The organism is Actinomadura sp. NPDC048021 (assembly GCF_040653135.1).
Classification (GTDB): Bacteria; Actinomycetota; Actinomycetes; order Streptosporangiales; family Streptosporangiaceae; genus Spirillospora; species Spirillospora verrucosospora.
Genome location: NZ_JBEZJQ010000002.1, coordinates 36,687 through 62,990, shown reverse-complemented (window position 1 = coordinate 62,990; position 26,304 = coordinate 36,687). Strand labels below are relative to the sequence as shown.

The window sequence follows — 26,304 nt, the reverse complement described above, 5'->3', positions numbered from 1 at the left end:
GGAGTCGACTGCCGAGAGGGTGGGAAGCGCAGCGGCCTTAACGATGACACCGGCCTTAGATGCATGACCCCGGCCGAGACCTTGCGAGCCCTGCTCAACGTGAAGTGCCAGTCACCCAAGACCTGAGGTCAGCCTTGCGCGCCGGGCACGCGGCCTGTCCCGTCCGGTCCCGCCGCGTCGCCCGTCCGCCCACCCAAACGAGCCCTACTTAACGAGCGAGATCACAACTGCCGCGATGCTGGCAGTCGCCATGTACAAGGTCCAACGAGCCGGCTTGTGTGCCGACTCAATCGTCCGGGCGTTCTCTCGTCTGTTCAGCTCGTCGACGTAGTAAGCAGTGCCGACCGAAGTATTTCCCGCCTTCTGATCATGTTCCCTGATCAGTTCTTCGTCAGAGCACGCGCGGAGCTTGGCAATAGTGCGAACCATGGCGAAAAAGGCCGATGAACTACAGCGGTCCCCCCGAGGACGAGAAGAGGCCGCGCGCGGATCGAGCACGCGGCCCCTGGACGGTCGTTGGGCGGTTGATCAGGTGCAGGCGCAACCGGACGCGGCCTTGGCCTCAGCGGGAGTCTGAGTGGGGTTGAGGGCCTGCTCGTCGGGGGTGCAGCATGCTGAGGTGCCGCAGCAGGCGTCGCCGTCCGTCGAGTCGGCTGCGCTCTTGCCGAGGGTGTCAGCGTCTGCCTTGACCGTGTAGACCTCCCACGGTTCGCCGCCGGGGCCATGAACCCAGACCTTGTCCTGCAGCGCGTAGCAGCAGGAGGTGTCGTTCTCCTCCAGGGTCACGAGTCCGGCGTCCGTCAGACGCTTGGCCGCGTCGGTGACGAGCCCGGCGTCCTCGACCTCGACGCCGAGGTGATCCATACGGGTCGGCTCGCCGCCCTCGCCCTCGATCAGGACGAGCTTGAGCGGCGGCTCGGTGATGGCGAAGTTGGCGTAGCCGGGCCGGAGCTTGGCCGGCTCGGTGCCGAACAGCTTGGAGTAGAAGGCGATCGAGCCTTCCAGGTCGGACACGCGCAAAGCGAGCTGGACGCGGGACATGCGGTTCCTCCTCGTGTCGTGGGCGGTGTCGGCCGGTCGCCGGTCGGCAGGTGCCCCGGTGAACGCTGTTTAGATATCTGTCTAAGCAGTCGGTGGCCCGAGTTTGCATCCGTGCGTAGATGGATGTCAAATTAGAGGCATGTCTAAGCAGCAGTTGCCGATCTTGAATCCTGTCGACACCGAGGGGGTGTGCTGCGCGCCCCTGGTCTGCGAGCCCTTGAGTGAGGCTGAGGCGGCCGAGCTGACGCCGCTGTTCAAGGCGATCGCCGACCCGGTCCGGTTGCGCCTGCTGTCGTTGATCGCCTGCCATGAGGGCGGCGAGGCGTGCGTGTGCGACCTGACCGCCGCGTTCGACCTCACGGCGCCGACGATCAGTCATCACCTGAAGGTTCTCAAGCAGGCCGGATTGATCGACTCCGAGCGGCGCGGGACGTGGGTCTACTACTGGCTCAATCCCGGGGTCCTGGAGCGGCTGTCGGCGATTCTCGGGCCGCGCGTCACCGCGGCTGTTTCGTGACCGGCACCGAACCGGACGTCCAGGCCGCGCCCGCCGCCTCCCAGCCTGCGGACGCCGTAGCGGCCCGCCTGTCGGTGCTGGACCGGTTCCTGCCGGTGTGGATCGGCGCGGCCATGGCGCTCGGCCTGCTCGCCGGCCGCGCCGTCCCGGGCCTGAACGATGCGTTGGAGTCGGTGAAGGTCGACGGGATCTCCCTGCCGATCGCGCTCGGCCTGCTGGTGATGATGTACCCGGTGCTGGCCAAGGTCCGCTATGACCGGCTCGGCACCGTGACCGCAGACCGGCGCCTGTTGATCCCGTCGCTGGTGGCGAACTGGGTGATCGGCCCGGCGGTCATGTTCGCCCTGGCGTGGATCTTCCTGCCCGACCTGCCGCAGTACCGCACCGGACTGATCATCGTCGGGCTGGCCCGCTGCATCGCCATGGTGATCATCTGGAACGACCTGGCGTGCGGGGACCGGGAGGCCGCCGCCGTCCTGGTCGCGCTCAACTCGGTCTTCCAGGTGATCGCGTTCGCCGGACTCGGCTGGTTCTACCTGCGGATCCTGCCCGGATGGCTCGGCCTGGACCAGGCGGAACTGGACGTCTCGGCGTGGGACATCGCCCGCAGCGTGCTCATCTTCCTCGGCGTCCCGCTGGTCGCCGGGTACCTGTCGCGCCGTCTCGGCGAGCGCACGCGGGGCCGGGCCTGGTACGAGGAGCGGTTCCTGCCGCGCATCGGCCCGGCCGCGCTGTACGGGCTGCTGTTCACCATCGTCGTCCTGTTCGCCCTCCAGGGCGACGCGATCACCTCCCGGCCCTGGGACGTCGCCCGGATCGCCCTGCCGCTGCTGGTCTACTTCGCGGTCATGTGGGCCGGAGCCTTCGCGCTCGGCCGCGCCGCCGGGCTCGGCTACCCCCGCACCGCGACGTTGGCGTTCACGGCCGCGGGCAACAACTTCGAGTTGGCCATCGCGGTGGCGATCGCAACGTTCGGTGTCACCTCCGGTCAGGCCCTGGCCGGAGTCGTCGGTCCTCTCATCGAGGTCCCCGTTCTGGTGGGCCTGGTGTACGTCTCGCTGGCGCTGCGCCGCCGCCTCACCCCGCAGGAGACCCCATGACCCAGGCCGCCGAGGTGCCCGAGGTGCTGTTCGTGTGCGTCCACAACGCCGGACGCTCCCAGATGGCCGCCGCCCTGCTCGATCACCACGCCGCCGGACGGGTCCGCGTCCGCTCGGCCGGGTCCGCACCTGCCGACGAGATCAACCCCGCCGTCCGCGCGGTGATGGCCGAACTCGGCCTGGACCTGTCCAAGGAGTTCCCCAAGCCCCTCACCGGCGAAGCCGTCCAGGCCGCCGACGTGGTCATCACCATGGGTTGCGGCGACGTCTGCCCCGTGTTCCCCGGCAAGCGCTACCTCGACTGGCAGCTTGACGATCCCGCCGGCCAGCCGATCGAGAACGTCCGGCCCATCCGCGACGAGATCGACGCCCGCGTCCGCGCCCTGCTCGCCGAACTCTTGCCCGCCGACGCCTGACCGCCCCCGGCATCGGTCATCGGTCTTCCGCACGTCGACTCCATCGTCTATCGTCGATGAACGATGAACAAGGAGAAGATGAACAAGGAGAAAGGGCCGCTCGACCGGCCGACCGCCACCGAGTACGCGTCATGGTTCAAGGCACTCGCCGACCCCACGCGCGTACAGATCGTGTCCCTGCTCGCCCGGCAGGGACGGCCGATGAACGTCGGAGAAATCGTCGACGCCGTCCACGTCGGGCAGTCGACGGTGTCCGCGCACCTCAAGGTGCTGGCCGAAGTCCGGTTCGTGCTGGTCGACCAGCACGGCACCTCCCGCTTCTACCGGATCAACACCGCGTGCGTGGAGTGCTTCCCCACCGCCGCCGACCTGGTCATGGGACGCCCCGCACCGGCCGCGCCGAGTTGCCCACCCGAAGGAGACGAGTGATGCCCGAGGCCCACACCACCGGCACGCCCACTACCGACGAGATCGTTGCCCGCTACTCGGGCCTCGCCCGAGCCGCCCTTGCCGGCGCCACCCCGCACGACGGAGGCGACAGCGACGAGGGCGGCGAATCCTGCTTCGGCGCCGCCGCCTACCAGGCCGAGGACCAGGTCCCCGAGGCCGCCCTACGCGCGAGCCTGGGATGCGGCAACCCCCTCGCCGTCTCCGAGCTGAACCCCGGCGAAACCGTGCTCGACCTCGGTTCAGGCGGCGGCCTGGACGTGCTGTTGTCGGCCCGTCGCGTGGGCCCGACCGGAACCGCCTACGGCCTGGACGCCAGCGACGACATGCTCACCCTCGCCCGCGCCAACGCCGCCCAGGCCGGAGCAGACAACGCCCACTTCTTGCGCGGCCACATCGACGACATCCCGCTACCAGCCGGAAGCGTGGACGTGGTCATCTCCAACTGCGTCATCAACCTCGCCACCGACAAGGCCCGCGTCCTCGCCGAAGCCTTCCGCGTCCTGCGTCCCGGCGGCCGATTCGGCGTCAGCGACATCATCGCCGAGCCCGGCCTCGACCCCGACGAGCGCGCCGCCGCAGAGCAGCGCATCGGATGTGCTGCCTCCACCCTCACCGCCGAGGAGTACCGCCGCGAGCTGCGCGCCGCTGGGTTCACCACCATCACCATCACCCCCACTGCCGACACTGGGGACGGGCTACACGCCGCCATCGTCCAGGCCGCCAAGCCCGCCGGCTAGCCCCTCGCCGTTCGGATCAGGACGACGTGGCGCAGGTCAGCGGCCGCGGCGGCGGGCCATTAACCAGGGTGATCGAAGGGCATTCACGGTCACTTGCGGTACGGCGCTACGCCAGGTCAGGGGCACCAAGAGGCAGGGTCGGGACTATCCCCAAGCCGACAGCGCGGGTTCGATTCCCGTCACCCGCTCCACCCAGAAGGCCCAGCCCAGGGACATGATCCCCGTCCCTGGGCCTTGATCGTTTTCGCCTCAGAACGCCGCCGGGCAATTAAACGTGCAGTTAGGCCACCGGCACCAGAGGCCGTCCCCGCCACCGTCTCACCCCTCATGGCCAGCCTCCTTCCCGCCCCTGGGCGAAGGCGAAGCCCGAGACTGGCGCCGGGGCAGCTGCCACGGCGAAGCCTTGGGGAGATGTGCCGAAGGTACTCTGGGTGAGTATCCGTACCGACCCGACCGGAGGCACCAGGAGCCGTGCCCGCGATGACGCTCCCCTTGCCGTCCGGTGACACCTGGACCCGGGCGGACTACGAGGCGCTGCCCGAAGACCTTCCAGTACGCGTGAGCCTCATCCACGGAGAACTTGTCGTGAGCCCACGGCCCCGCCCGATCCACCAGCGCATCGCGCGGCGCCTGGCGACCCGCATCGAAGACGCTGCTCCCGACGCGTGGCAGGTGGACACGGATGTGGATGTGCTCCTGGACGACGACGAGGTAGAACCGGTCGAGATCGCCCTTGACATCGTCGTGTACTCAACCGAGCACGCCTATGACCGTCCCATCCTTGCCGAGTCGGTCACCCTCGTCGCCGAGGTCGTATCCCCGTCGACCAAGCGTAAGGACCGGCGGATGCAACCGGCCTTGTACGCCGGAGCCGGCATCAGGCACTACTGGCGCGTGGAGACCGACCAGACCGCACCAGCGTTCGCGGTCTACACCTATGAGCTGGACGACTCCACCGGCGCATACGTCGCCACCGGCGTGCACCACGACCGGATCAACTCGACTCAGCCCTTCGCCCTCGACATCGACCTCAAGTCCGTTCGCGAACGCTGACATCGTGTAGCGCGTGGCAGCCAGGACAGCCGCTTGGGCAAGCGATGATCGCTGCCGCGCGGCTTCCACTCAGCCAAAGCCCGAGGTCAGCCCCGCGCTCCGGGGTGTCAGGGCTCAGGAGGTGTGTGACAGATCCGCCTCGAGACGTGGGTGAGCTCCAACTAGATGATCTTTATCCTGTTGGGTTGAGGATAATGCTGCGGCTTGAGCGTGATGCGTGCGGCGGCGGAGGTCGGCAGGGACTGCGGTGAGGGCCGAACTGCGAGGTCGACTATCGTGCGTCTGATGACGGTGGTTTATGTCGTGGACGGCACGAAGATCCAGAATCTGGAGGACTTCTGGCGGGTCATGGGCGAATCGGTGAACGGCCCTGGCGGGTACTTCGGCCGGAACGTCGACGCTTTCACGGATTGCCTGCGTGGCGGATTTGGAACGCCCGATGACGATGACTTCGTGGTCGAGTGGCGTGATCACGAACTGTGCCGGCGATGCCTGGGGTTTGCCGAGACGGTGCGGCAGTTGGAGTTGAGACTGGCGCGCTGTCATCCGACGAACCGGCCATCGGTCCGAGCGAAGCTCGAAGCCGCTCGTGCAGAACATGGCCCCACGGTCTTCGATTGGCTCATTGAGATCTTCGAGCAGGAACAACCCGGCAAGCTCCGCCTGTGTTGACGGTCATCGTGTTGCGGTGGCCTTGATTGCCGGAGGCGACGGTGCAGAACCGCCGGAGCTGCGGAGCTACCTGGGCCCCTCTGGCTTGCGGGCTTTGAACCGGGCGATGGGGGATCCTTGCCCCGGCGGCCAGCAACTTCACACAGGTCCTGAGAACGATCTGTCCCGCTGGTCATGAGACCTGACACCTCGCGCTCCGGGGCGGATGAGAAGTTCCTTAAGTCTTCAAGGGGCCCGTCCCGCGGTCGTCGGCGGCCGCCCACCTCGGCGCGTCGGGCATGCGGCCTGTTTCGTCCGGTCCCGTCTCGCAGCCCGGCCGCCGCCGCCCAACTCTTACAGTTGGTGCCCTGAGCTTCAGTAGTGGATCGGAGGCTTACCAGGTGGTCGGCAGAGATGACCCCCGACCGGGATGGATTAGTCGGCTCGTCACGGAGTTGAGCACGCTTCTGCAGGAAGAGATTACGCTTGCGGAGCCTTTGGATAAGTGTTTGCTGGACGACGAGGGGTTCTCGTTCTCCTGCCCCATCCGTAGCTCGCCCCCGCAAGGCAACGGCTTCCAGTTTTGCTGGGAAGGAGTGCTGGGGATGGAGCTCATCAACGGGAAGCCTCACACCAGCGTTTCGCTCTTCCTCTACAGCAGGAACCGGCGACTCGGGATGATGGACCATATGCATGGCAGCGTTTTGGAGATCGAGTACAAGGGTTCGCTGGAACATGGCGGGCGATGGGGAACTCCCACATGGCTCCCGGACGAGTTCGGTGAGTACCTCGCGTACGACTCGTACAGCGATCGGTGAACGAGGACCAAGCGTGGCCCGGGTCAGGGGATGGATGAGGACGGTCTGGACAGTGCCGATCTTGCTTGTAAGCAGGTAGTCCGCGGCTCAGCCCTACGATCGTCACAGCTTGGCTGAGGTGGACTGCGTGGTTGGGGGCGATCGCTGCCACGCGGCTTCCGGTGCTCGGGCCGTGGCCGGCTTTGCGCTCCGCCCTGGGGCTGGTCGCCGCCTTGGTCTTGATCGTCAGACCCCTCCTGGCCTACCTGTCCACGCGTGGAACGGACCTGACGACCGGCGAGTGGTGCTTCATCGGCTGGATGGACCCGCGCGGCATAGTCGCAGCCGCCACCGCCTCGACATTCTCCGTCCAACTCGCCGCGCAGGGGATCGGCGGCGCCGCCAAGATCCTGCCCGTCGCCTTCCTGGTGATCGTCGCAACGGTGACCTTGTACGGCCTGACCGCGACCCCGGTGGCCCGCCGGCTGCACGTCGTCCGCGCCGCGAGTTGAAGCAGGAGATCCCGGAGCGTCGCGCACACGTGCGGTATGTGCCGTCGAGGACGTCCACAACCCAGACCCGGCACGGGTGCCGTGCCATCAGCGTGCCATTAGGGGTGGTCAGTGAGGGTGACGGCCGAGTTTCGCCATCATTCCCAAGCTGACAGGGCGGGTTCGATTTCCGTCACCGCTCCACAGTCCCCAGGTCACGGTGCTGCGGTGCGTTCAGGGGGTGGCTGGTTTGCGGGCGGTGAGTAGGCGGGTCGGGACCCACGGACTGCCCCACCACACGCGCCAGCCGAGGCCGCGCACGCGAATGTCCTGGGCGTTCAGCCGGGCCAGCACCGCGGCGTACTCGCGGGGGGTCCGCGCCAGGTCGGCGATCAGCAGGCGGCCGCCCGGCCGCAGCACCCGGTACGCCTCGGTGATCGCTTGGGCGCGGGCGTCCGCGCTGAAGATGGTGTGCACCGTCAGGCTGGACACGACCAGGTCGAAGCTTCCCTCCGCGTACGGGAGTTTGCGCAGGTCACCTCCTTGCACATGGACGCGGTCGGCGACCCCCTCGGCCTGGGCGTTGCGCAGGGTCGCCGCCGGGGTGTTACCGGACTGGTGCAGTCCGCGCCACAGGTCCACGCCGACCGCCCGGCCCTGCGGGAGGCGCCGGGCTGCGGCCAGCAGGACGGCGCCGCGTCCGCAGCCGAGGTCGAGCAGCCGTTCGTCGCCACGCAGGTTGAGCTCGTCCAGCACGTCCCGCCAGACCAGGAACTTGCCGCGGAGGGTGGCGTGCAGGCTCAAGGCCAGGCATCCCGCCAGCAGCGTGCCGGAGACCAGCGCGGGCAGCGCGGCGGCCAGATCGGCGGTGACCGCCATCACCAGCCCGGTCACCCAGAACCCCAACACCACCAAGCCCACGAAGCCGAATCCGTAGGGCGCATCCATCCCGTACCGCGCGCCAGGCATACCCGCCACTTTGCCACGAACCGGCCGCTCGGGGGGTGGCTACAAAGCACTGGTCCACCGCCGATCAGATCGCCGCCGAGTACCCGACATCGCGGTGACGCCGACCCGGTCTTCATCCGCGACGGCGACGTGCGGACGAGCGCCGGGCTGAGAAGCGGTCGCGGAGCCGCGCGTACTCGTACACCTGGATGCCGAGGCGGTGGGCCTCCAGCACCTGCTCGCGTGAGGCGAACGCGCGGGTATGCCCGTAGTGGTCGACATTGCCCGACAAGTAAGTCAGGATGCCGAGGTCGTGGGCCTCCCTGATCTCCCTCGCGGAGGGTGTGAAGGCCTGCGACTCTCAGTTGGGACTGCTTTCGCGGCCGTTATTTCTCAGCACTCGCTGTGCGCCCAACCACCGTTGCGGCAACCAATCGTGCGCGAAGCCGGGCTCCCCAGCCCCCGCAGGCTGAGGTCATGCCTGCGCGAAGCTCTCTGTCACGCCCCCCGGGGCCTGGCCGTCTCGTGGGACTTAAACGGTTAGATAAATGGCGGCGTATGGTCTGGCGGGGAGGGGTATTCGTGGCGGACGTGCAGGCGACGGTGTGGGGAGATGGTGCGGTCTCAGCGGTCTTCGTTCACGGGATCTTCAGTTGGGGCGCCGACGAGGTGTACGGCTTCGGCAATCAGCGGCCGCTGGAGGATGAGTTCCGGCTGGTCATGATGGATCGGCGCGGTCACGGGGCGAGCCCGGACATCGAGGGCAGCGACTATGAGGTGGACGCGGACGACATCACCGCCCTGCTCGGGGACGGGGCCCATCTGGTGGCCCATTCCTATGGCGGTGCGGGTGCGATGCTGGCCGCCGCGCGCCGCCCTGACCTGGTGCGGTCGCTGACGTTGATCCAACCCGGCACCCTGCGTCCCGCGGCCGGGCATCCGGTGGTGGACGAGGCACTGGAACGCGCTCGCGCCAGCACTGCGGGGCTGCCACCGGAGATGACCCCGGAGGAGTACCTGCGGGCGGCCACCGAGGGCATCGGGATGCTCGTGCCGGAGGCCACGCCGGAACGCCTGCGGGCGGTGCGCGCCGCGATGCGCGAGCGGCCTTGCTGGGACGCCGACATCCCGCTGGACCGGCTCGCCGCCGCGCCGTGGCCCAAGCTGGTGATCTCGGGTACCTGGGAGGACGCCCCCGAGCTCTACCGCCGGTATGCGGGCGAGCCGCTGATCGCCGCCGCGGAGTTCATCTCCAACCGGATCGGCGCCCGGTACCTGAAGGTGCCCGGCTACTACCCGCAGGTACAACAGCCCAGCACGGTCAACGACGCACTGCGCGACCTTTGGCGGTGCGGGCCGGGGTGAGAGGACGGTCGTTGCCTGCGGAGCCTCACAACGCCACCTTCTTCACCTGCGGAAACTCCTCCGTCGTCGCCGTGGGCGAAAGTGTGAGAGGTTTCCACGCCCGGAGCGCGATGAGTTCTGGTGGGACCGGCGGTCTGAGTGTGTGAATGGTCGGCCACTGAGCACGAGCGACCCGAGCGGTGGACGCTGAGAACGTCCCGGCGCGGAAGAAGCACATGGAGGCACCGGATGCGCAAGTTGATTCTGTCTTTCTACATCTCACTCGACGGCAAGAGCGCTGACGGGGACAACAGGATCAGGGACGTCATGACGAGCATCGACGACCCCGAGCAGGAGAAGTACTTCGTCAGCCGGCTGTGGGAGGCCGGGGCCTTCCTCATGGGCCGCACCACCTACGAGATCATGGCCGGATACTGGCCCGGCTCCGACCACCCCTCCGCCCAGGCCATGAACGAGATTCCCAAGGTCGTGTTCTCCCGCACCCTGGAGTCGGCCGACGACTGGCCCGAGACCCGGATCGCCGGCGGTGACACGGCGGAAGAGATCGCCAAGCTCAAGGCCGAGCCCGGCAAGGATCTCGTCGCCGCCGGCGGCACCGCGTTCCTGCACTCCCTGATCAAACTCGGCGTGGTCGACGAGTACCGGCTGTGGGTGCTGCCCGCCGCCACCGGCAAGGGCGCTCCGCTGTTCCCCCAGCTGGAGCGGCCCGCGAACCTGCGCCTGCTGAAGAGCACGCCCTTCCCGTCCGGCACCCTCGAACTGGCGTACGCGGCAGCCGACAAGTAGGGCCCAGCAGGCGACGCTCAGTCACCTCATAGGGGTTGCATCCTGTACCTGGATACAGGCTTACCGTCGAGGTGTGGCCCCCGCCAGGGCAGCAATCACCGTGATGAGGGAGCTGGGATGCTCGATTCTGAAGTGCCGATCGTGTGCACACTGTCGCCGAACAAGATGGTGGATCGGCTGGCAGAGTTCGAGTCGCTGTTCGCCGAGTCACTGACCGGTGTGGAACGTGAGCCGCTGCGGTTGTGCCTGATGTTCGACGCCGACCAGGCGCGCGAGGCGCAACTCCGCGAAGTGTTCGAGGCCGAACAGCAGTGCTGTGCGTTCCTGGGGTTCGCGTTCGAGCGCACTGGAGCTGGTCTGAGGGTGGAGGTGACCGCGCCGCCGGAGGCGGGGCCGACGCTGGACGGGATGCAGGCCTTGGCCGAGCGCACCGCCCCGCCGGAAGTCGTGGCAGTGGGCTGGACGGGATGAGCGGTCAGTACGAGGGACTGCGATCCGGCCAGGTCGCCGAGGCGGCCGGGGTGAACCTGCAGACCCTGCGCTACTACGAGCGGCGCGGCCTGATGGCCGAGCCCGAGCGGACCTTGGGCGGGCATCGGCTCTATCCCGCCGAGGCGGTCACGGTCCTGCGGGTGATCAAGACTGCGCAACGGCTCGGATTCAGCCTGGACGAGGTCGCCGAATTGTTGGAGGCGGCCCAGCACCGGCACGGGCGACGCGACGGCGGCTTGAGGGAGCGGGCACGGCTCAAGGTGATCGAGGTCGAGGAGCGTATGGCCGACCTTGAGGTCATCCGTTCGGCTCTGCACGAAGCGATCAATGCTGGGTGCGACGACCTGATGACGTGCGCCGACCAGCCATGCTGCCCGTTGCCGTTCGCGGAACTCGTCCGGCCCGGGCCCGAAGGGGATCGCCCGTGAAGTCCGAGTTCAGGACAGCCGCCTGAGTGGTGGCGCAGTTCAGGAGCTGGACGCCGTCCGGGGGTCGATCGTGGTCGACTCGAACGGGTGCGGCCAGGGGGCGCCGAGGGCCGTCCACCATTTCAAATAAGGCACGCCCAGCACCGACGGTTGAGCGCCCTCGTCGCTCCAGGTCTCCGACACCTCGTCGAGGGCGGACGGCTCCGCGCCGAACAGCGCGGCCGCAGCCCGCCGGCTCTCCGCCGTGTCGTTGTCAGGGAGGCCATCGCCCTCCTCATCGATCGAGGCGACGTGCACGGCCGCGCCGTCGGGGCCGAGAACCTCGTTGATCACGCCGTGTTCGTCGAAATCGGAGGCCGCGATCGCCCGCACACCCCACTCCGGCAGCAGGTCTCCCACCACCGATGACAATGTCACGCCGAAGTCGGAGAAAACGAAAACCCTCGACCCTTGAGCGGCGACGTCGACGGCCGACTGGTGGGCGGCCGCGAGCGCTAGCGCGAATTCCTCGGAGTCCCGCCCGTCCTTCAGGTCGATAACGGCCCAGCCGCTGAATGATGACACCGTTTGACAATATCAATTCCCGGCTGCGGTAGTGCGGAGTGTGCACTTCCTGAGCCGCCGGCGCGGGTTCGATTGCTCGGGGCCGCGCGCCTGAGGTGGAGGCAGCCGGGCCGCCGAAGGAGCGGGCACGGGTAGTTCCTTGACGAATAATTCCTCAGCGAACTACATTGAGACCCCTGTCCACACTCGTCCATCGGCGGACGTGCGGGCGGCCGACGTAGGCGATCTCTGATGGGAGAAGTCTCATGCCCGACCCCCTGACTCCGCGCGAGGTCTTTCTGAGGCTGGTGCACGGCGTCTGCGAAGAACGCTGGGAAGACGTGATCGAGCTCTACGCCGAGCAGACTCACGTAGAGCACCCTTTCCATCCGCTCGCGGCGCCCCCGCTGCGATCGCCTGAAGAGTTGCGTGCGCACTTTGGGATCGGCGTGCCACCTGGCACCTACAAAGGGCATGCGCTTCGCCGTCGTCCGGCCGGAATCAATGTTCACGAGACCGCAGATCCCGAGGTCATCGTGGCCGAGTTCCGGTACGAGGGCACTGTGGTGGAGACCGGTCAGCCCTTCATCATTCCGGCGGTCTTCGTCATGCGGGTCCGCGACGGAAAGATCATCGAATCCCGTGATTACCTGGACCACCTGCGTTCTGCCCGAGCACGTGGTCAGTTGGGTGATGTCCTCGCCGCCGTCAGGGAGCACCACGGAACGCCGGAGTGAGGGACGTGATCCCCGAACTCGCGGCTTGATCATTCGCAGGGCGAGTGGCGCCGGACACACGCCTCGCCGCCGGGCCGCCGGACTCATACGGGCAGAGAGCCTGGAGTGGCCGTCGCGCCCAGGACCTTCGCGGAGGGGCTGGGGCGTCACACTGTTCCCCAAGGTGAGACCGCTGTCGTTTCCGTCCAAGACGGCCGCCGCGGTCACGAACTAGCGTGGCCCCAGCGACTCATCCGAACATGAGGAGACAACACAATGCGTGACCTGGTCTACACCGGTTTCATGTCGCTCGACGGCGTCGTGGACTCGCCTGGCGGCGGGCCGGGGGAGGAGCACCGCAGCGGCGGATGGGTGTTCAAGGACCTCGAGTTCGTCCCGGAAGCCTGGTCGTTGAAGGGCGAGGAGCTCGCCGACACGACGGCGCTGATGTTCGGCCGCCGCAGCTACGAGGCGTTCGCGCAGGTCTGGCCCGGCTCGGAGGACCACGCCGACTACAAGGAACTGCCCAAGTACGTGGTGTCGACCACGCTGGCCGATGACGCCCTCGTCGACGGGTGGGGCCCGACGACGATCCTGCGCTCGACCGAGGACGTCGCCGCGCTCAAGGAGGGCGAAGGGGGCGCGATCTTCATCCACGGGAGCGCGGAGCTGGCCCGGCGGCTGTCGGACGCGGGTCTGGTCGACCAGTACAACCTGCTCGTCTTCCCCGTGCTGCTCGGTGCCGGGAAGAGCCTGTTCGGCCGGGCCGACCGCGACAAGCAGATGCTGGTGCTGCGGGAGTCGGAGAGCTACTCGAACGGGATCCTGAAGCTCGTCTACGACGTCAAGCGCTGATCCAGGTCAAGGGCGATCGCGCCGCCGGCGCCCTCGCGCAGCTGCCCGGCGGTGCGTCCGACGTAGGAGCGCAGCGCCCGGGCCAGGTGCGACTCGTCGAAGTAGCCGAGCTTGGTGACGACGTCGGCGACCGGTTCGCCGAGCGCCAGCAGCTCCGCAGCCCTGCGGGCCCGTTCGATCTGCCGGACGCCGCCCCGCGTCAGCCCGGTCACGGCGCGGAATCGGCGTTCGACCGTTCGCCCCGAGACGGCCGGGCGGTGACCCCGCAGCACCTCGGCGACGAGCGGGTCACGGACCACGACCCCGGCCCGGACGAGACGTCCGACGAGGTTCTCGGCGTCGTCGGGTCCGGGCGTCTCCCAGCGCCCGCCGTCCAGCCGGAACGTCCGGCGCGTGGTGTCGGGGAGCTCGATGCCGCCGTTGACCAGCGTCGACGTGGGGACGGCCCGCAACGAGGTGCCCACGGCGAACTCGATGCCAGTGAAGGCCGCGCCTTCTGGCACGGGCGCCGTGCCGGTCCGGGTCCCGGGACCGGTGATCGCCGTGTACGCCCGGCCGTCCTGCTCCCAGAACACCAGGCCCCAGCGCACCCCCGCGACTGACGTCATCGTCTGGACCTGCTCATTCACGCAGGTCCAGACGGTGTCGATCCACGGCGAGTCGGACCGGCGCGTCTCAAAGCGCAGCTTCACGGGCGCAGCATACGTCGCGTCGGCAGTTCGATCTCCGCCACCCGCTCCCCACGACAACGGCCGGCGTCAGCGACGAATCGCTGACGCTGGCCGCTCTCGTTCCTCGCCCACCGGGCCCCGCTACGTGCCCGAATTCTTCCCCTCACGCCGTGCCCGTTCTGGGGCTGCTCGCTTGGGCCTCCTGCGACAGGCTCTCCAAGCGCGTCCGAGGTCATCTGCACGCTTTCGCGAAGCAATGGACCACGCCGCAGGGGTGCGGAGATCGAGCAAGCGCGGACGGTCTCCTGCGACCTGTAGCACGAACGCGCAGGTTTATTCGCAAACCAGGAGGGCGTATGTCCGAAAGTGAGGAAGTGCAACAGGCGCGACTGGCGCGCCTCGACGAGAGTGACCGGATTTACCGGGAGGTCCTGGCATCGCCAGAGGGCTCCGAGGCGGCGGCCATCGAGGCTTCCGAGGCCATCCTTCCGGAGAACTGAGTCGCGGTCTTCTCGGCCGTAAAGTCGGCGGCCCTCCCCCAAGGGGGGCCGCTCGTCGACACTGACCAGAGCCCCGTCCCGCCTGAGCAGACGCACTGCTCTTGCGGGCGGGGTTCTTTCGTTCGCTGCCCGTCATGCCCGCTACGTACCTGAACGCATGGGCTCCCGCGGCCGGGAAGTCGTGGACGGGATCGCGCGTCGGCCTTCAGGTCCGGGGCGAAAACGTGAGAGCCCGGCGGGACCGGGCTCTCGTGTTGCGGTCATCCGGGTGGCGCGGCGACGGAGTCGTCGTGGCGCCACCAGAACAGGTAGGGCGGGATCACTCCTGCCTTGTCGGTGCCTTCGCCTTCTGTGCGGCCTCGGCCTCGGCCGCCTCCGCGTCCAGCCGTGCAGTGATGGCGGACGTGGAGGTGACGATTCCGAAGGCCGCCCACTGGATGGCATCCGGGATCACCGTCGCGACGCCGAACAGACTGAGGAGGACGGGCGCCAGGGCCACGGCCACCATCGGCTGGAGAGCCGGGGCCGTCGCGGCCCAGACCCCCATGCCGCCACGGGTCAGGTAGATGCCTGCCCGCGTCTGCATGACGGCGGCGAGAGCCGTTGCGAACAGCCCCGCGCCCAGCATCGCGACGAGTTCGGTGGGACCCCATGTCCAGGTCCCGACCGGAGTCCCGAGGTACTCGGCCAACGGGAAGCACACCGGGATGACGACCAGCATGCAGATGACGTTGGCCTGTGCGACACCCTGGTCGCGCTTGTCGCCGAGCAGTTTGGCCTGGCTCGGCAGGTTGAAGGGATGCGTCGCCGCGGCGAGTGCGGCACCGATCCCCAGATAGCTGACGCTCTGTACGCCGATCAGGGCGCCGGTCGAGATCAGTACGGCGAGGAAGATCGGGACACGAAGGGCCCGACCCGTCCACGTGGTCTTGGGAAGCCCCGCGAGGAGGCTTCCGAGGGCGGTGATGCTGGCGTAGGGGCCCGCACCGATGTGGGCGAACGCGATCGGCCCGCCGATCTTCATCAGCGAGCTGGTCAGCGCGTGCTGGAGCATGCCCCTCCGCTGACGCGGAGTCAGCCTGCGCGGGTCCAGCCCCTGGACGCCGTCTCGCGCGAGCGCGATGGCGACGAGGATGCCGCCGCCGAAGACGGTCATCCCCATCGTCCCCTGGAGAGGGGCCGACAGCACCCGGGTGAACACGAAGCCCACCCCGACGATCACGACCGAGCCCACCATCAGGAAAGCACCCTTCCGGGGACCGGCAAGGGTGGGCAATTTGGTCCTTCTCATTTGATTCTCCTGGTCCTGGCCTAGCCGGGACAGTCCATGGCCGAGCGAGGCCATGGACTTCCTGGTCGAGAGTCCATGGCCGCTTGGGCCACTTTCTCCCTACAGTCCCCGGCAGACCAAGATCAGCAATGTTCGCCGGGTGGACTTCTGAACGCGCGCCCTCGCTGCTCCGTCCCCTCGTGACAGGGACGGACGCCGGGCAAAGGGGAGGATCACCGTGCGGTCATACTCGATCCATGGGAAAGAGTTATGAGCGGATAGACGGCAGGCTGCGCACCTTCATCGAGTCGCAGCACATCTTCTTCACCGCGACGGCGCCGCTGGCCGGCGACGGCACCGTCAACCTTTCGCCCAAGGGGCTCGACGGCTCGTTCGCCGTGCTCGACGAACTCACCGTGGCCTACCTCGATTTCGCCGGCAGCAACGCCGAGACCATCGCCCATCTGCGCGAGAACGGCCGCATCACCCTGATGTGGTGCGCCTTCGACGGCCCGCCCAACATCGTGCGCGTGCACGGCCGCGGGGAGCCGGTCTTCCGCGACGACGCGCGCTGGGCCGAGCTGATGGGCCACTTCCCCGACATCGACCCGACCCTGCACGGCCTGCGAGCGATCATCGTCGTGACCGCCGAGAAGATCCGTGATACCTGCGGATACGGCGTCCCGTTCATGACCTACGAACAGGACCGCCCGCTGCACGCATCGCGTTTCGCGCGCGAGACCGACGAGTCGCTCGACGCTTACTTCCAGAAGAAGGCGCACATCGCGGCCAGCATCGACGGGCTGCCAGGGCTGCCCCTGCCGCTGCCACCGCTTCCCTCGGTCGAGTAGGACGGAGCCGGACGGTCTCCCGGCGATCGCGATGTACACCGAACACCCCGGCGCACGCCCGCGCTGAGCGTGGTGGCCGGGCTTAACGACGAAATGTCCCGGCAGGAGGCGCGAAGCCTCTCCGCCGGGACACCCGGTACGCCCGGTCCGCGGTGATCACGGACCGGAATGGACCATGGGACTACTGGTCCTCAGAGGTCCTCCCGCTGGTCAGGAGACCAGCGAGAGAGCGACGATGACCGCGCCGATGGACAGGAGGATGACCCACCCGTCCTTCTTCACGATCCGACCTGCCGCACCTCCCGCAAGGGCGGCGAGCACGAGCGGGACGAAGGGGATCCCCGTGACCCAGAAGATCGCGGTGGCCGCGACGGCCGGGGCGATGGCCCGCGTGTTCCTCTTGCCCTTCTCGTTCTTCTTCACGCCGTCGCCTGCCAGGAAGCCCAGCAGGACAAGGACGATGAGTGCAACGTTCATGGCGGACTCTTTCGGTTGCAGTTACGCCTCGAAGGCGTCTTCCTTGACGCACGCCCCTAGGACGTGCGTTGGGGAAGACCGTCAGGTTTTCGGCGGTGACGGCAACTGTGACGACCAAACCGGAGGTGAAGTCGCCGGTGGCCGCGCGCCGTCGGGCCAGGGGCTGCGGGGCGCCCTCGCTCCGGCCGGCCGGGCACCACCTGGTCGATTTCGAGAACTGTGAAAGAACTAGCGGCGCTGGACCACGCGCCTTGCAGGCGCGTCGGCCACTGCGGCGACGGGTCGTGGTGAGCCGGAGATCAGGCGGCGCGGGTTCCCGAGGCGACGAAGAGCGGGATGGCGACGAACAGGCGGTCGTCGCGTGCCCTGGCGACCTGGGCGTCGAACCAGGTGCCTTCCCCTCCGATGCCGGCGAGCGCCGGCAGGCACGAGGCGTCCGTCCACACGATCGTGTGGACGGCGACGGTGACGTCGGTGAACCCGTGGTCGAGCAGGAGGTTCCGGTAGCGGCGGGCGACCCGCGGGTTCGGCATGGCGTCGGCGCGGGCGTGGACGAGTGAGCGGGTGAGCTCGGGGTCGTCGGAGTCGATGACGAACGTGTCCCAGTCCTGGCCGACGAGCACCGCGCGGCCGCCGGGGGCCAGCACCCGGCGGGCCTCGGCGACGGCCTGCTCGGGCTCGGCGAGGACGTGCAGGACCTTGTCGGTGCGGTAGCCGGTGACGGAGCCGTCGTCCAGAGGCAGCGCGGTGGCGTCGGCGACGTGGAACTCGCTCCCCGGCCACCGTTCGGCGGCGACCTCGACCATGGCGGGGTCCAGGTCGACGCCGATGGCCCGCGCCCCGCGGGCGGCCAGCTCCCCGACGGCGCGGCCACTGCCGCAGCCGACGTCGACCACGGTGGCGCCCAGCCCATCGTAGGTGAGTTCTCGCAGGTCACGAGCCTGGGGAAGATCGTCGAAGGCGTCGAGGACGGTGAGCAGCTTGGACATGGCCGCCAGTGTGCGACTTAATGTCGACATGAAGTCAATCGGCGAGGTGGCGGCGCAGTTCGGGCTGCCGACGCACGTGCTGCGGTACTGGGAGGCCGAAGGTCTGCTGGCGCCGGCCCGCGCAGGGGACCGTCGCCGTTACACCGACGCCGACGTGCACCGGGTGGCGGCGATCCTGATCTCGAAGGAGGCGGGATTCGAACTCGCGGACATCCGGGCGATGCTGGCCGCCCGGTCCACGTCGGAGCGCCACGAGGTGACGGTCCGGCACCGCGAGAGGCTGCTGGTCCGGATCGCCCGGGCGCAGGCCGCACTCGACATGATCGAGGGTGAGTGCCCGCATGACGACATCATGACGTGCCCGCGCTTCCAGGGACTCCTGGCTGATCGACTGCGGTCGTCGAACGCGCCGGCATAGTCGGTCGCCGGCGTCCGAGCGGATGACCCGCGGCGCCGTTCGCACGGCGGAAAAGCAGGAAGCTCCTGGCGGCCAGGGTGTGCGCACACCCCGGCCGCCAGGAGCTTCCGGTGATCACCTGGTGCGGGCCGTGTTCGGCCTGTGAATCAGCCCGCGTGATCGGCGTTCCTCACCATGGCGCCGGCTCGGTCGCCCGGGCCGGCCCCGGGGCAGTGGTCGCCCACTGCCGGCGAACGGAGCGGCGGCTCATGGTGAGGTCCTGCGTGGCAGGATCAGCCGCCGTACTTGTACTTGTAGGCGCCGTTCTTGTAGCCGCGGATGATGACGTACGGCTTGTAGGTGTAGCCGTTGCCCGTGTAACGGAACGCGCCCTGGGCGTAGGACGTCGCGTAGGCCCAGTTGCTGGGGTGGGTGACCTTCTTCAGGACCCAGCCCTTCCACACCCACTTGTACTTGTTGTAGGTGTAGGCCTTGAAGTTGGCGCGGTAACGGGTGACCGTGTAGCCGTTGTAGCACCAGGTGAGGCGGTTGGTCACCGCGATGATCCACTTGCCGTTGGAGGCCTTCCGGCCACGGGTGCGCTGGTAGTAGCGGCAGTACTCGGCGGCCTGGACCGAGGCCTTCTCCTTGGCGGTCAGCGGCTGACCGGAGGTCTGGGCCTCGGAGATGAGGTCCTTCTTGGAGAGTGCCCCCTGGCTGGTGGTGGTCACCTCCTTACCGAGCCTGTCGGCGGGCTTGGTCTCCGCCTGCGCGGCCGGACCCGCGGCGAGGACTCCGGCGGCCAGGGCGCCGGAGAGGACGGTCACGATGGCGACACGCCGCATGTATTCCTCCATGCTTGGGAATGGGGGGAGCGTGCAAGGTACCGCAGTCTGGGACTGCCGGGTGCCGTTGCACCTTTCTCGCCATATGTGATGTCTGCGACGGCCGTTTGGTTCCGGGGTGAACCAGAACAATCCCGGCAGTTTTTTTCGCGCCGATCTCCAGCAGCGGCAGGGGGCGACGCGGCGCCGTTCCGTCGGGAGTCAGGCCGTGGCCTTGCGGGTCACGACCACGACGTAACGGCACTCTCCGGTGCCGTCGTTGACGAACGCGCGTGCCTGGGGCTCGCCGAGTTCGAACGTGTCGCCCGCGGTGAGGACGTGCGTGGCCGCCTCCTCGACGAGGCTCAGCCTGCCGGCCAGCACCCAGACGAGCTGGGCGATGAAGGCGTAGGACGCCGCCGGCATGGGCACCCGGGCGCCCACGGGCAGCACGATCTCGGTGACGTCGGCCGGGAAACCCGGCCCCGAGATCTGCCGTCGCAGGTAACCCGACCCGGGGTCGGTCCAGTCGGGGATGTCGGCCGCGCGCCGCACGTGGCCGGGCGTGGAGCCGTCCGCCGGTGACAGCATCTCGGTCATGCTCAGTTCCAGGGCGGCGGACAGCCTGCCGAGGAGGGCGGCGGTCGGGCTGCTCTGACCGCGCTCGACCTTGCTGATCATCGCTCGGGACACCCCCGAGGCGTCGGCGAGCCGGGCCAGCGACCAGCCGCGCCGTGCGCGCTCCGCCTTGATGCGCTGTCCGAGGACGTTCGGACCGTCCATCAAAGTGGACACGGCGTCGCCTCCGGGCCGGCTCCGGCGTCGAGGCGAAGCTCCATGTAGACGCTGTTGGGGTCGTGCACGTAGTCGGCGAACGGCTCGCACTGGGTGAATCCGTGCCGCGCGTAGAGCCGCCGGGCCGGGGCGAAGAAATCCTGGCTTCCCGTCTCCAGCAGGACCCGCCGGTGACCGCGCTCGGCGGCGACGGCCAGAAGGTGCCGGAGGATGGCCGATCCGATGCCCGCCCCCCGCGCGGCCACCGCGGTGCGCATGGACTTGAGCTCGGCGTCGCCGCCGCCGAGGTCTTTGAGCGCGCCGCATCCGCGCAGCTCCGGCCCCTCCCAAGCCGACCAGAACGCGACCGCGGGGTCGCGCAGTTCCTCCAGGTCCAGCGCGTGGATCGATTCGGGCGGCGACGTCGCGTGCATGTCGGCCAGGTGCTCCTCCAGCAGCCGGCGGACCTCCGGCCGGCTCAGGTCGTCGAGCTCGAAGCGCACCATCGTCCAGCCTCCGCATCACCCGATCCGCCCGCGTCCATCATAGTGGACGTCTGTCCACTCTCCACGAGTTAAGGCAGAGGCCGCGACGTCGCCCGTGGCTGGTGTGGACGGTTTCAGAGGTGCTTAGGGGGATAGGGAGCGAACGTGTAGTCGTGCCTGGGGGAGGGCGTTATGAGCATGCCGCACAGGGCGGTCCATCGACTGGAGAACGCGGAGGCGCTGGACAAGGTCGCCGAACCGGTCAGTTCCGTGGTCCAGCGGGCGGTCCAGCCGCGCCTCGTCCGCAATCTGCTCAGCGGGACCAATACGGGGCACCCGCTGCACCCGGTGCTGACGGACGTGGTGATCGGCGCGTGGAGCATGGCCGGGCTGCTGGACGTCGCCGGGGGACCCGACGCCGAACCGGCCGCCGACCTGCTGACGGCGGCAGGCGTGGTCGCGGCCGTGCCCACCGCCCTGAGCGGGCTCAACGACTGGGCCGACACCCTGGGGGCGGAGCGGCGGGTGGGGCTCGTCCACGCCGGCGCCAACACGGTGGCGCTCGCGCTGTACGCGGCGTCCCTCGGCGCGCGCTCCCGCAAGGCCAAGGCACTGCGGTTCGCCGGCATGGCGGCGATGGGGATCAGCGCCTACCTCGGCGGTCACCTGACCTTCACCCGGGGCGTCAACGTCAACCGCACCGCGTGGCAGCAGGGCCCGGAAGAGTGGACTCCGGTGCTGGCCGCATCCGAGCTGGCCGAGGGCGAGCACCGCACGGCCGACGCGGACGGCGTCCGGGTCCTGCTCTACCGGACGGCCACGAAGCTGCACGCCATCGCCGCCACCTGCAGCCACCTGGGCGGCCCGCTGGGCGAGGGGACGATCGAGAACGGCTGCGTCACCTGCCCGTGGCACGGCAGCACGTTCCGCCTCGACGACGGCGGCATCGAACGCGGCCCGGCCAGCGCGCCGCAGCCGTCCTACGAGGCGCGCGTCCAGAACGGACGCATCGAGGTCCGCGTCCCGCCGCCGGGCGGCCAGTCCGACATGGCCGGCGAGGGCGCCCACCACCGAAAGACCCGCCACCTCCCCACGCGAACCCCCGCCTCATAACCCGCCCCAGCGCGGTGGGCGGAGAAGCGACGCGGCGGGTCGTCCGCACGAGGAGAGACGACCCGCCACGCCGCAATCACTCCTGGGGGCCTCGGCCAGGGAGAGACTGTTGCCGTCAGGGTCCACGACCACCACGTCTGGCCCGTCCTTGGGGGCGGAAGTCATCGGGCGAGGGGCTCGCCTCCGGGCGGCGGCTACTCGGCCGGTGTGCGGGGGGTGAGGAATCCGGTGAGGGCTTGGTGGTTGCGCTGGAGGCTCTCGATGCGGGCGTTCAGGGCCGCGATCTCGCGGTCGAGCACGTCGCGGATGCCCTCGCACCAGTCGAAGTCGGGCTGGTCGCTGCGGGTGCAGGGGAGCACCTGCCGGATCACCTCGGAGGACAGGCCCGCGTCCAGCAGCACGCGGATCTTCCGCACGGTCAGCACGGCGTCCTCGCCGTAGCGGCGGTAGCCGTTCGAGCCGCGCTCGGCCTGGAGCAGGCCCTGCTCCTCGTAGTACCGCAGAAGCCGCGGGCTGACCCCCGTCCGCCGGGACAACTCCCCGATCAGCATGTCACCGTCCTGGATTGACCTTCTCACCAGTGTGAGTGCCTAACGTCGCCCTGCAGGCGATCATTCCGCACGGCTGGAGAGGCCCATGTCCACGCTCGTCGTCCAACGCAATGGCCGCGAGGCGACCGCCGGCGAGCTCGCGCCGCTCGCCTTCGCCGGCTTCGCCCACTTCACCGCCCTGCAGGTGCGTGGCGGCAAGGTCCGGGGGCTCGACCTCCATCTGGAGCGGCTGCGGTCCGCCTCGATGGAGCTGTTCGGCGAAGCGATGCCGGACGAGCGAGTTCGCTCCCATCTGCGTGCGGCGGTGGAGGCGGGGCCCGCGGACGTCTCGCTGACGGCCACGATGTACTCGTCCCCGGGAGAGTTCACCGGGGGCGGAGAGCCGGTGGGGCCCGACGTCCTGGTCCGGACGGGGCCGCCCGCGTCGGGTCCGGACGGGCCGCTGGCGCTGGCGACGGTCGAGTACGACCGGTACCTGCCCGCCGTGAAACACGTCGGGGAGGTGGCCAAGACCCACCTCATGCGCCGGGCCGTCCAGGACGGCTTCGACGACGCCGCCTTCGTCGACCGCCGGGGGCGCCTCAGCGAGGCGACGATCTGGAACCTGGCCTTCTGGGACGGGGACGCCGTGGTGTGGCCGGAGGCCGAGATGCTGGTCGGGACCACCATGGGCATCGTCCGCCGGCAACTGGACCGCCTCGGCGTCCCCCAGCGCGTCCGGCAGGTCACCCCCGCCGACGTACCCGCTCTGGCCGGTGCCGTGGTCATGAACTCCTGGACCCCGGGAGTCGCGGTCCACCAGATCGGCGTGACCCGCGTCCCCGCGGCCCCACGCTTCCTGGACCTGCTCCACCGCGCCTACCAGGCCGAACCCCTCACCGATTTCTAGACGGGCTTCAGCCCAGGTGTCCGGTGAGGTCCGGATCCGCGGCCTTGGACCGGTGGTGACGGTGTCGCGCCGGGGACCATTCCGTTGCGTGTCCGAAATGAGACCTTTGTCGCGCATCAAGCTCCATTTGCCGGGGACAAATCGGCCCGAACGAACCAACGGCAGATACCCGAGGAGGACCCCCAATGCCTTGGCTGATGATCCTGGTGCTCCTACTGGCACTGATCCTGTTCGGCGTCGGCTTCACGCTCAAGATTCTCTGGGTGGTGGCCGCGATCGTCCTGATCCTGTGGCTGCTCGGCTTCGTGCTCCGCAGCGCCGGTCCGTCCGGCAAGCGCGGTCGCTGGTACCGCTGGTAACACCGTGAACGGCGCCGCCCCGTCCAGGCTCTGGACGGGGCGGCGCCGTTTCCGCGGCCGGTGATTCGCGCGATGTGGAGGAGGGGACGGGCGGCGGACACTGTGGCCCCCTGACATCGTGGAGGTCACCGTGCGTTTCTCCCTGCGGGTTCCCTGGCGGCGCGTCGCCGCCGCGGCGACGGGAGCGGGGCTGCTCGCCGCCCTGCTGTGCGCCTCGCCGCCCGCCCTGGCCGAGTCCTCCGGGCCCGTGGTCACCGTCCCGCCGCCGGGCGCCCACGGCTTCCCGTTCCTGGCGGCGGCCGAGGATCTCGGGTCGTTCGGGTACACCGAGAGCGAGTACTTCATCACCGGCACCGCCACCTCGTACGCCAAGTCCGGCCTGTGGACGTCGAACGGCCGGTGGGACGTGCGGGCGTCCGGGCAGGCCCCGTATCGGACGAGGCTCCTGGTCCGGCGCCCCTCCGACCCGGCGAAGTTCAACGGGACCGTCGTGGTCGAGTGGCTCAACGTCAGCGGCCAGATGGACCTGTCCCCGGACTACTGGTTCACGCGCGACGAACTGCTGCGCAAGGGATACGCGTGGGTCGGCGTCTCGGCCCAGGCGGTCGGCGTCAACGGCGGGCTCGGAGAGATCCACGGGCTCAAGGGGTGGGACCCGGCCCGTTACGGCAGCCTCGTGCACCCCGGGGACGCCTTCTCCTACGACATCTTCTCCCAGGCCGGGCGGGCGCTGCGAAGCCCCGACGGCCCCGACCCGCTCGGCGGGCTGGCGGTGCGGACGCTGCTGGCGGACGGGGAGTCGCAGTCCGCCGGGCTCATGACCACCTACGCCAACGCCGTCCAGCCGGTGTCGCGGGTCTACGACGGCTTCATGATCCACAGCAACGGCGCGGTCGGGGCCCCGATCAGCGGCGAGCTGTCCGACACCCTGTGGATGCCGAACCCGTCCCGCATCCGGACGGACCTGACCGTTCCGACGTTCGTGGTCCTGACCGAGACCGACGTCCCGCTGGCGGCGGCCGCGCGGCAGCCGGACACCGACCGGGTCGTGCACTGGGAGCTGGCCGGCACCTCGCACGGCGACCAGTGGGCCTACGACCTGGGTCAGCCGACGCTGCAGAAGTCGGCGGGGTCGGCCGCGCCGGACGCCGGCTGCGCCGCCGGATCGGCCCCGTTCAACGACGGGCCCGGGCACTACTCGATGAACGCGGCGCTGCGCGGTCTGGCCGCGTGGGCGCGCGGCGGGGCGCGGCCGGCCGCCGGGGCGCCGCTCGACACGGTGCTGCGCGACCCGCGCACCGGGCTGGCGACCGGGGGAGTCCGGCTGCCGGACGTCGCGGTGCCGACCCGGACGCTCACCGGAATGCGCGACACCGCGGGCAGCGGCGTCTTCTGTGGCCTGTACGGCGCCCGGGACCCGTGGAACGGCGGCGCCGACCCCTGGGACCGGCATGACGCGGGCGACCCGTCCGACCCGTCCCTTCCGCTGACGGCGGAGCCCGTGCTCAGCGTGCTGTACCCGACGCACGCCGACTACGTGGGCAAGGTCCGGGCGGCCGTGCAGGCGTCGGTGAACGCCGGCCACCTGCTGCCCGAGGACGCGACGGCGATCGTCGCGGCCGCGGAGGGCTCCGGCGTCGGCGGCTGACGCCCGCCGTCGCGGCCCCGTCCCGGGATCCGTCCGGGACGGGGCCGTCCGCACATCGGACGGGCCCGGTGGGGGAAGGGAGACGGTGGAGGTGGCGAATGCCCGGAAGGTACGGTTCGCAGTTCGGTCCTGACATCACGTTCCTCGGGGTGCCGCGCTGCACCTGGTCCGACCCGTCCACGTACGAGGACGCCGACGTGGTCATCCTCGGGGCGCCGTTCGACGGCGGCACGTCCCACCGGCCGGGGACCCGCTTCGGACCGCAGTACATCCGGCAGTCCTGCTACCTGCCCCACGACGGCTCGCGTCCGTCCCTGGCCCTGCGGGTGGACGGGCTCCGGGGCGACCTCACCGTCTACGACGCCGGCGATGTCGAGATGTACTCCGGGGACGCCGAGCGTTCCGTCCGATCACTCCAGGAGGCGGTGTACGCGATCGCCCGTACCGGAAAGATCCCGCTCGTCCTCGGCGGCGACCACACGATCGCGTGGCCCGACGCCGCCGGAGTGGCCGACCACCTCGGCGCCGGACGGGTCTCGATGGTGCACTTCGACGCGCACGCCGACACGGGCGACGTGAACCTCGGCTCGCTGGTCGGGCACGGGCAGCCGATGCGGCGGCTGATCGAGTCCGGGGCGGTGCGCGGCGACCGGTTCCTGCAGCTCGGCCTGCGCGGGTACTGGCCGGGCCCCGAGACGCTGGAGTGGATGGCCGCGCAGGGCATGCGCTCCTACGAGATGTCCGAGATCGTCGCCCGCGGCCTGGACGAGTGCCTGACGGAGGCGTTCGAGATCGCCACCGACGAGTGCGACGGGGTGTTCCTGTCGGTCGACATCGACGTGTGCGACCCGGGCCACGCTCCCGGCACCGGCACGCCCGAGCCCGGCGGGCTGACCGGGCGCGAGCTCCTGGACGCGGTCCGGCGCGTCACCTACGAGCTGCCGGTCGTCGGGGTCGACGTCGTGGAGGTCTCCCCGCCCTACGACAACGCCGACATCACCTCGGCCCTGGCCAACCGCGTCGTGCTGGAGGCGCTGTCGGGCATCGCGCGGCGCCGCCGCGACCGGCGCGACGGGACGCGGTGGGACCCACGCCGCCCCCTCCTCGACGGACGCTAGCG

At 69.4% G+C, this 26,304-nt stretch carries 35 protein-coding genes; 23 read left to right on the top strand and 12 right to left on the bottom strand.

The annotated features are described in order from the left end of the window. Positions 1 to 528 precede the first annotated feature (528 nt). On the bottom strand, positions 529 to 1,041 hold the full coding sequence (locus AB0C87_RS03505) for an ArsI/CadI family heavy metal resistance metalloenzyme (RefSeq protein WP_360576353.1): 513 nt from the start codon (positions 1,039 to 1,041) through the stop codon (positions 529 to 531). Positions 1,042 to 1,180: 139 nt separating this feature from the next. Between AB0C87_RS03505 and AB0C87_RS03500 the strand changes: the two genes are divergently transcribed. The 9 genes from AB0C87_RS03500 (at position 1,181) to AB0C87_RS03460 (ending at position 7,274) form a co-directional block, all read left to right on the top strand. After that, positions 1,181 to 1,558, top strand: a complete 378-nt coding sequence (locus AB0C87_RS03500) for a metalloregulator ArsR/SmtB family transcription factor (RefSeq protein ID WP_360576351.1) — start codon at positions 1,181 to 1,183, stop codon at positions 1,556 to 1,558. A gap of 68 nt (positions 1,559 to 1,626) precedes the next feature. After that, positions 1,627 to 2,658 (top strand): ACR3 family arsenite efflux transporter, encoded by a 1,032-nt coding sequence (arsB, locus tag AB0C87_RS03495; RefSeq protein WP_360576674.1) that lies wholly within the window; start codon positions 1,627 to 1,629, stop codon positions 2,656 to 2,658. Beyond that, a complete protein-coding gene (locus tag AB0C87_RS03490; RefSeq protein WP_360576349.1) occupies positions 2,655 to 3,074 on the top strand; it encodes an arsenate reductase ArsC in 420 nt (139 codons plus the stop codon). The genes arsB and AB0C87_RS03490 overlap by 4 nt, the downstream gene beginning before the upstream one ends. A 78-nt stretch (positions 3,075 to 3,152) precedes the next feature. Continuing rightward, positions 3,153 to 3,503 carry a metalloregulator ArsR/SmtB family transcription factor gene (locus AB0C87_RS03485; protein ID WP_345171283.1) on the top strand — a complete coding sequence of 117 codons (351 nt, stop codon included), beginning with the start codon at positions 3,153 to 3,155 and terminating at the stop codon, positions 3,501 to 3,503. After that, a complete protein-coding gene (locus tag AB0C87_RS03480; protein WP_360576347.1) occupies positions 3,503 to 4,261 on the top strand; it encodes a methyltransferase domain-containing protein in 759 nt (252 codons plus the stop codon). The genes AB0C87_RS03485 and AB0C87_RS03480 overlap by 1 nt, the downstream gene beginning before the upstream one ends. 480 nt (positions 4,262 to 4,741) lie before the next feature. After that, positions 4,742 to 5,314, top strand: a complete 573-nt coding sequence (locus AB0C87_RS03475; protein WP_360576673.1) for a Uma2 family endonuclease — start codon at positions 4,742 to 4,744, stop codon at positions 5,312 to 5,314. Positions 5,315 to 5,599: 285 nt separating this feature from the next. Next, a complete protein-coding gene (locus AB0C87_RS03470) occupies positions 5,600 to 5,986 on the top strand; it encodes a barstar family protein (protein ID WP_345171278.1) in 387 nt (128 codons plus the stop codon). Positions 5,987 to 6,570: 584 nt separating this feature from the next. Then, positions 6,571 to 6,783 (top strand): hypothetical protein, encoded by a 213-nt coding sequence (locus tag AB0C87_RS03465; RefSeq protein WP_345171276.1) that lies wholly within the window; start codon positions 6,571 to 6,573, stop codon positions 6,781 to 6,783. Between the two features lie 131 nt (positions 6,784 to 6,914). After that, positions 6,915 to 7,274 carry a hypothetical protein gene (locus AB0C87_RS03460; protein ID WP_360576344.1) on the top strand — a complete coding sequence of 120 codons (360 nt, stop codon included), beginning with the start codon at positions 6,915 to 6,917 and terminating at the stop codon, positions 7,272 to 7,274. Positions 7,275 to 7,487: 213 nt separating this feature from the next. Here AB0C87_RS03460 and AB0C87_RS03455 read toward each other — a convergent pair whose 3' ends face one another. Both AB0C87_RS03455 and AB0C87_RS03450 read right to left on the bottom strand, forming a co-directional pair. Continuing rightward, on the bottom strand, positions 7,488 to 8,222 hold the full coding sequence (locus tag AB0C87_RS03455) for a class I SAM-dependent methyltransferase (RefSeq protein ID WP_360576342.1): 735 nt from the start codon (positions 8,220 to 8,222) through the stop codon (positions 7,488 to 7,490). A gap of 112 nt (positions 8,223 to 8,334) precedes the next feature. Continuing rightward, the gene (locus AB0C87_RS03450; protein WP_360576340.1) at positions 8,335 to 8,493 is read right to left on the bottom strand and encodes a hypothetical protein; all 159 of its coding nucleotides are present in this window, start codon (positions 8,491 to 8,493) and stop codon (positions 8,335 to 8,337) included. A gap of 290 nt (positions 8,494 to 8,783) precedes the next feature. On the opposite strand from AB0C87_RS03450, the gene AB0C87_RS03445 reads away from it, so the two are divergent. The 4 genes from AB0C87_RS03445 to AB0C87_RS03430 all read left to right on the top strand — a co-directional run bounded on the left by AB0C87_RS03445 (position 8,784) and on the right by AB0C87_RS03430 (position 11,272). Further along, on the top strand, positions 8,784 to 9,566 hold the full coding sequence (locus tag AB0C87_RS03445) for an alpha/beta hydrolase (RefSeq protein ID WP_360576338.1): 783 nt from the start codon (positions 8,784 to 8,786) through the stop codon (positions 9,564 to 9,566). A 228-nt stretch (positions 9,567 to 9,794) separates the two neighbouring features. After that, on the top strand, positions 9,795 to 10,352 hold the full coding sequence (locus tag AB0C87_RS03440) for a dihydrofolate reductase family protein (protein WP_360576336.1): 558 nt from the start codon (positions 9,795 to 9,797) through the stop codon (positions 10,350 to 10,352). 117 nt (positions 10,353 to 10,469) lie between these two features. Beyond that, the gene (locus AB0C87_RS03435; protein WP_353831949.1) at positions 10,470 to 10,823 is read left to right on the top strand and encodes a hypothetical protein; all 354 of its coding nucleotides are present in this window, start codon (positions 10,470 to 10,472) and stop codon (positions 10,821 to 10,823) included. Then, positions 10,820 to 11,272, top strand: a complete 453-nt coding sequence (locus tag AB0C87_RS03430) for a MerR family transcriptional regulator (protein ID WP_360576334.1) — start codon at positions 10,820 to 10,822, stop codon at positions 11,270 to 11,272. The genes AB0C87_RS03435 and AB0C87_RS03430 overlap by 4 nt, the downstream gene beginning before the upstream one ends. 39 nt (positions 11,273 to 11,311) lie before the next feature. Here AB0C87_RS03430 and AB0C87_RS03425 read toward each other — a convergent pair whose 3' ends face one another. Further along, a complete protein-coding gene (locus tag AB0C87_RS03425; RefSeq protein ID WP_360576332.1) occupies positions 11,312 to 11,836 on the bottom strand; it encodes a hypothetical protein in 525 nt (174 codons plus the stop codon). A 245-nt stretch (positions 11,837 to 12,081) separates the two neighbouring features. Between AB0C87_RS03425 and AB0C87_RS03420 the strand changes: the two genes are divergently transcribed. Next, entirely contained in the window at positions 12,082 to 12,552 is a 471-nt protein-coding gene (locus AB0C87_RS03420) for a nuclear transport factor 2 family protein (RefSeq protein WP_360576330.1), read from the top strand. Positions 12,553 to 12,807: 255 nt separating this feature from the next. Next, positions 12,808 to 13,386: a dihydrofolate reductase family protein gene (locus tag AB0C87_RS03415; RefSeq protein ID WP_360576328.1), complete on the top strand. Its 579-nt coding sequence runs from the start codon at positions 12,808 to 12,810 to the stop codon at positions 13,384 to 13,386. On the opposite strand, the gene AB0C87_RS03410 is transcribed toward AB0C87_RS03415, so the two are convergent. Further along, on the bottom strand, positions 13,368 to 14,078 hold the full coding sequence (locus AB0C87_RS03410) for a helix-turn-helix domain-containing protein (protein WP_360576326.1): 711 nt from the start codon (positions 14,076 to 14,078) through the stop codon (positions 13,368 to 13,370). The two genes, AB0C87_RS03415 and AB0C87_RS03410, sit on opposite strands and share 19 nt — an antisense overlap. A gap of 335 nt (positions 14,079 to 14,413) precedes the next feature. Between AB0C87_RS03410 and AB0C87_RS03405 the strand changes: the two genes are divergently transcribed. Next, the gene (locus AB0C87_RS03405; protein ID WP_353831954.1) at positions 14,414 to 14,557 is read left to right on the top strand and encodes a hypothetical protein; all 144 of its coding nucleotides are present in this window, start codon (positions 14,414 to 14,416) and stop codon (positions 14,555 to 14,557) included. A gap of 319 nt (positions 14,558 to 14,876) precedes the next feature. On the opposite strand, the gene AB0C87_RS03400 is transcribed toward AB0C87_RS03405, so the two are convergent. Further along, positions 14,877 to 15,902 carry a hypothetical protein gene (locus AB0C87_RS03400; protein WP_360576324.1) on the bottom strand — a complete coding sequence of 342 codons (1,026 nt, stop codon included), beginning with the start codon at positions 15,900 to 15,902 and terminating at the stop codon, positions 14,877 to 14,879. 182 nt (positions 15,903 to 16,084) lie between these two features. On the opposite strand from AB0C87_RS03400, the gene AB0C87_RS03395 reads away from it, so the two are divergent. Then, entirely contained in the window at positions 16,085 to 16,678 is a 594-nt protein-coding gene (locus tag AB0C87_RS03395; protein ID WP_353831955.1) for a pyridoxamine 5'-phosphate oxidase family protein, read from the top strand. 210 nt (positions 16,679 to 16,888) lie between these two features. Here the strand turns inward: AB0C87_RS03395 and AB0C87_RS03390 are convergent, their stop codons facing one another. Next, positions 16,889 to 17,155, bottom strand: a complete 267-nt coding sequence (locus AB0C87_RS03390) for a hypothetical protein (RefSeq protein ID WP_353831957.1) — start codon at positions 17,153 to 17,155, stop codon at positions 16,889 to 16,891. A gap of 299 nt (positions 17,156 to 17,454) precedes the next feature. Further along, the gene (locus AB0C87_RS03385; RefSeq protein ID WP_353831958.1) at positions 17,455 to 18,144 is read right to left on the bottom strand and encodes a methyltransferase domain-containing protein; all 690 of its coding nucleotides are present in this window, start codon (positions 18,142 to 18,144) and stop codon (positions 17,455 to 17,457) included. Between AB0C87_RS03385 and AB0C87_RS03380 the strand changes: the two genes are divergently transcribed. Beyond that, positions 18,143 to 18,562 carry a MerR family transcriptional regulator gene (locus AB0C87_RS03380; protein WP_345171244.1) on the top strand — a complete coding sequence of 140 codons (420 nt, stop codon included), beginning with the start codon at positions 18,143 to 18,145 and terminating at the stop codon, positions 18,560 to 18,562. The genes AB0C87_RS03385 and AB0C87_RS03380 overlap by 2 nt on opposite strands. Before the next feature lie 272 nt (positions 18,563 to 18,834). Here AB0C87_RS03380 and AB0C87_RS03375 read toward each other — a convergent pair whose 3' ends face one another. The 3 genes from AB0C87_RS03375 to AB0C87_RS03365 all read right to left on the bottom strand — a co-directional run bounded on the left by AB0C87_RS03375 (position 18,835) and on the right by AB0C87_RS03365 (position 20,645). After that, the gene (locus tag AB0C87_RS03375; RefSeq protein WP_345171242.1) at positions 18,835 to 19,386 is read right to left on the bottom strand and encodes a hypothetical protein; all 552 of its coding nucleotides are present in this window, start codon (positions 19,384 to 19,386) and stop codon (positions 18,835 to 18,837) included. A 201-nt stretch (positions 19,387 to 19,587) separates the two neighbouring features. Beyond that, complete coding sequence (locus AB0C87_RS03370; protein ID WP_360576321.1) at positions 19,588 to 20,160, bottom strand: helix-turn-helix domain-containing protein; 573 nt, start codon at positions 20,158 to 20,160, stop codon at positions 19,588 to 19,590. Continuing rightward, complete coding sequence (locus AB0C87_RS03365) at positions 20,148 to 20,645, bottom strand: GNAT family N-acetyltransferase (protein ID WP_353831959.1); 498 nt, start codon at positions 20,643 to 20,645, stop codon at positions 20,148 to 20,150. Before AB0C87_RS03365 ends, AB0C87_RS03370 begins: the two co-directional genes overlap by 13 nt. Before the next feature lie 171 nt (positions 20,646 to 20,816). Here AB0C87_RS03365 and AB0C87_RS03360 point away from each other — a divergent pair, with 171 nt between their 5' ends. Then, positions 20,817 to 21,737, top strand: coding sequence for a Rieske 2Fe-2S domain-containing protein (locus AB0C87_RS03360; protein ID WP_360576318.1), 921 nt, complete (start codon positions 20,817 to 20,819; stop codon positions 21,735 to 21,737). Between the two features lie 194 nt (positions 21,738 to 21,931). Here AB0C87_RS03360 and AB0C87_RS03355 read toward each other — a convergent pair whose 3' ends face one another. Further along, complete coding sequence (locus AB0C87_RS03355; protein ID WP_345171234.1) at positions 21,932 to 22,288, bottom strand: MerR family transcriptional regulator; 357 nt, start codon at positions 22,286 to 22,288, stop codon at positions 21,932 to 21,934. A gap of 85 nt (positions 22,289 to 22,373) precedes the next feature. Between AB0C87_RS03355 and AB0C87_RS03350 the strand changes: the two genes are divergently transcribed. From AB0C87_RS03350 to speB, 4 genes are all read left to right on the top strand, one after another. Continuing rightward, a complete protein-coding gene (locus AB0C87_RS03350) occupies positions 22,374 to 23,177 on the top strand; it encodes an aminotransferase class IV family protein (protein ID WP_360576316.1) in 804 nt (267 codons plus the stop codon). Positions 23,178 to 23,362: 185 nt separating this feature from the next. Further along, entirely contained in the window at positions 23,363 to 23,536 is a 174-nt protein-coding gene (locus tag AB0C87_RS03345) for a hydrophobic protein (RefSeq protein ID WP_089315210.1), read from the top strand. Between the two features lie 130 nt (positions 23,537 to 23,666). Then, a complete protein-coding gene (locus tag AB0C87_RS03340) occupies positions 23,667 to 25,184 on the top strand; it encodes an alpha/beta hydrolase domain-containing protein (RefSeq protein ID WP_360576314.1) in 1,518 nt (505 codons plus the stop codon). Positions 25,185 to 25,282: 98 nt separating this feature from the next. After that, on the top strand, positions 25,283 to 26,302 hold the full coding sequence (speB, locus tag AB0C87_RS03335) for an agmatinase (RefSeq protein WP_360576312.1): 1,020 nt from the start codon (positions 25,283 to 25,285) through the stop codon (positions 26,300 to 26,302). The last annotated feature ends 2 nt before the right edge of the window (positions 26,303 to 26,304 follow it).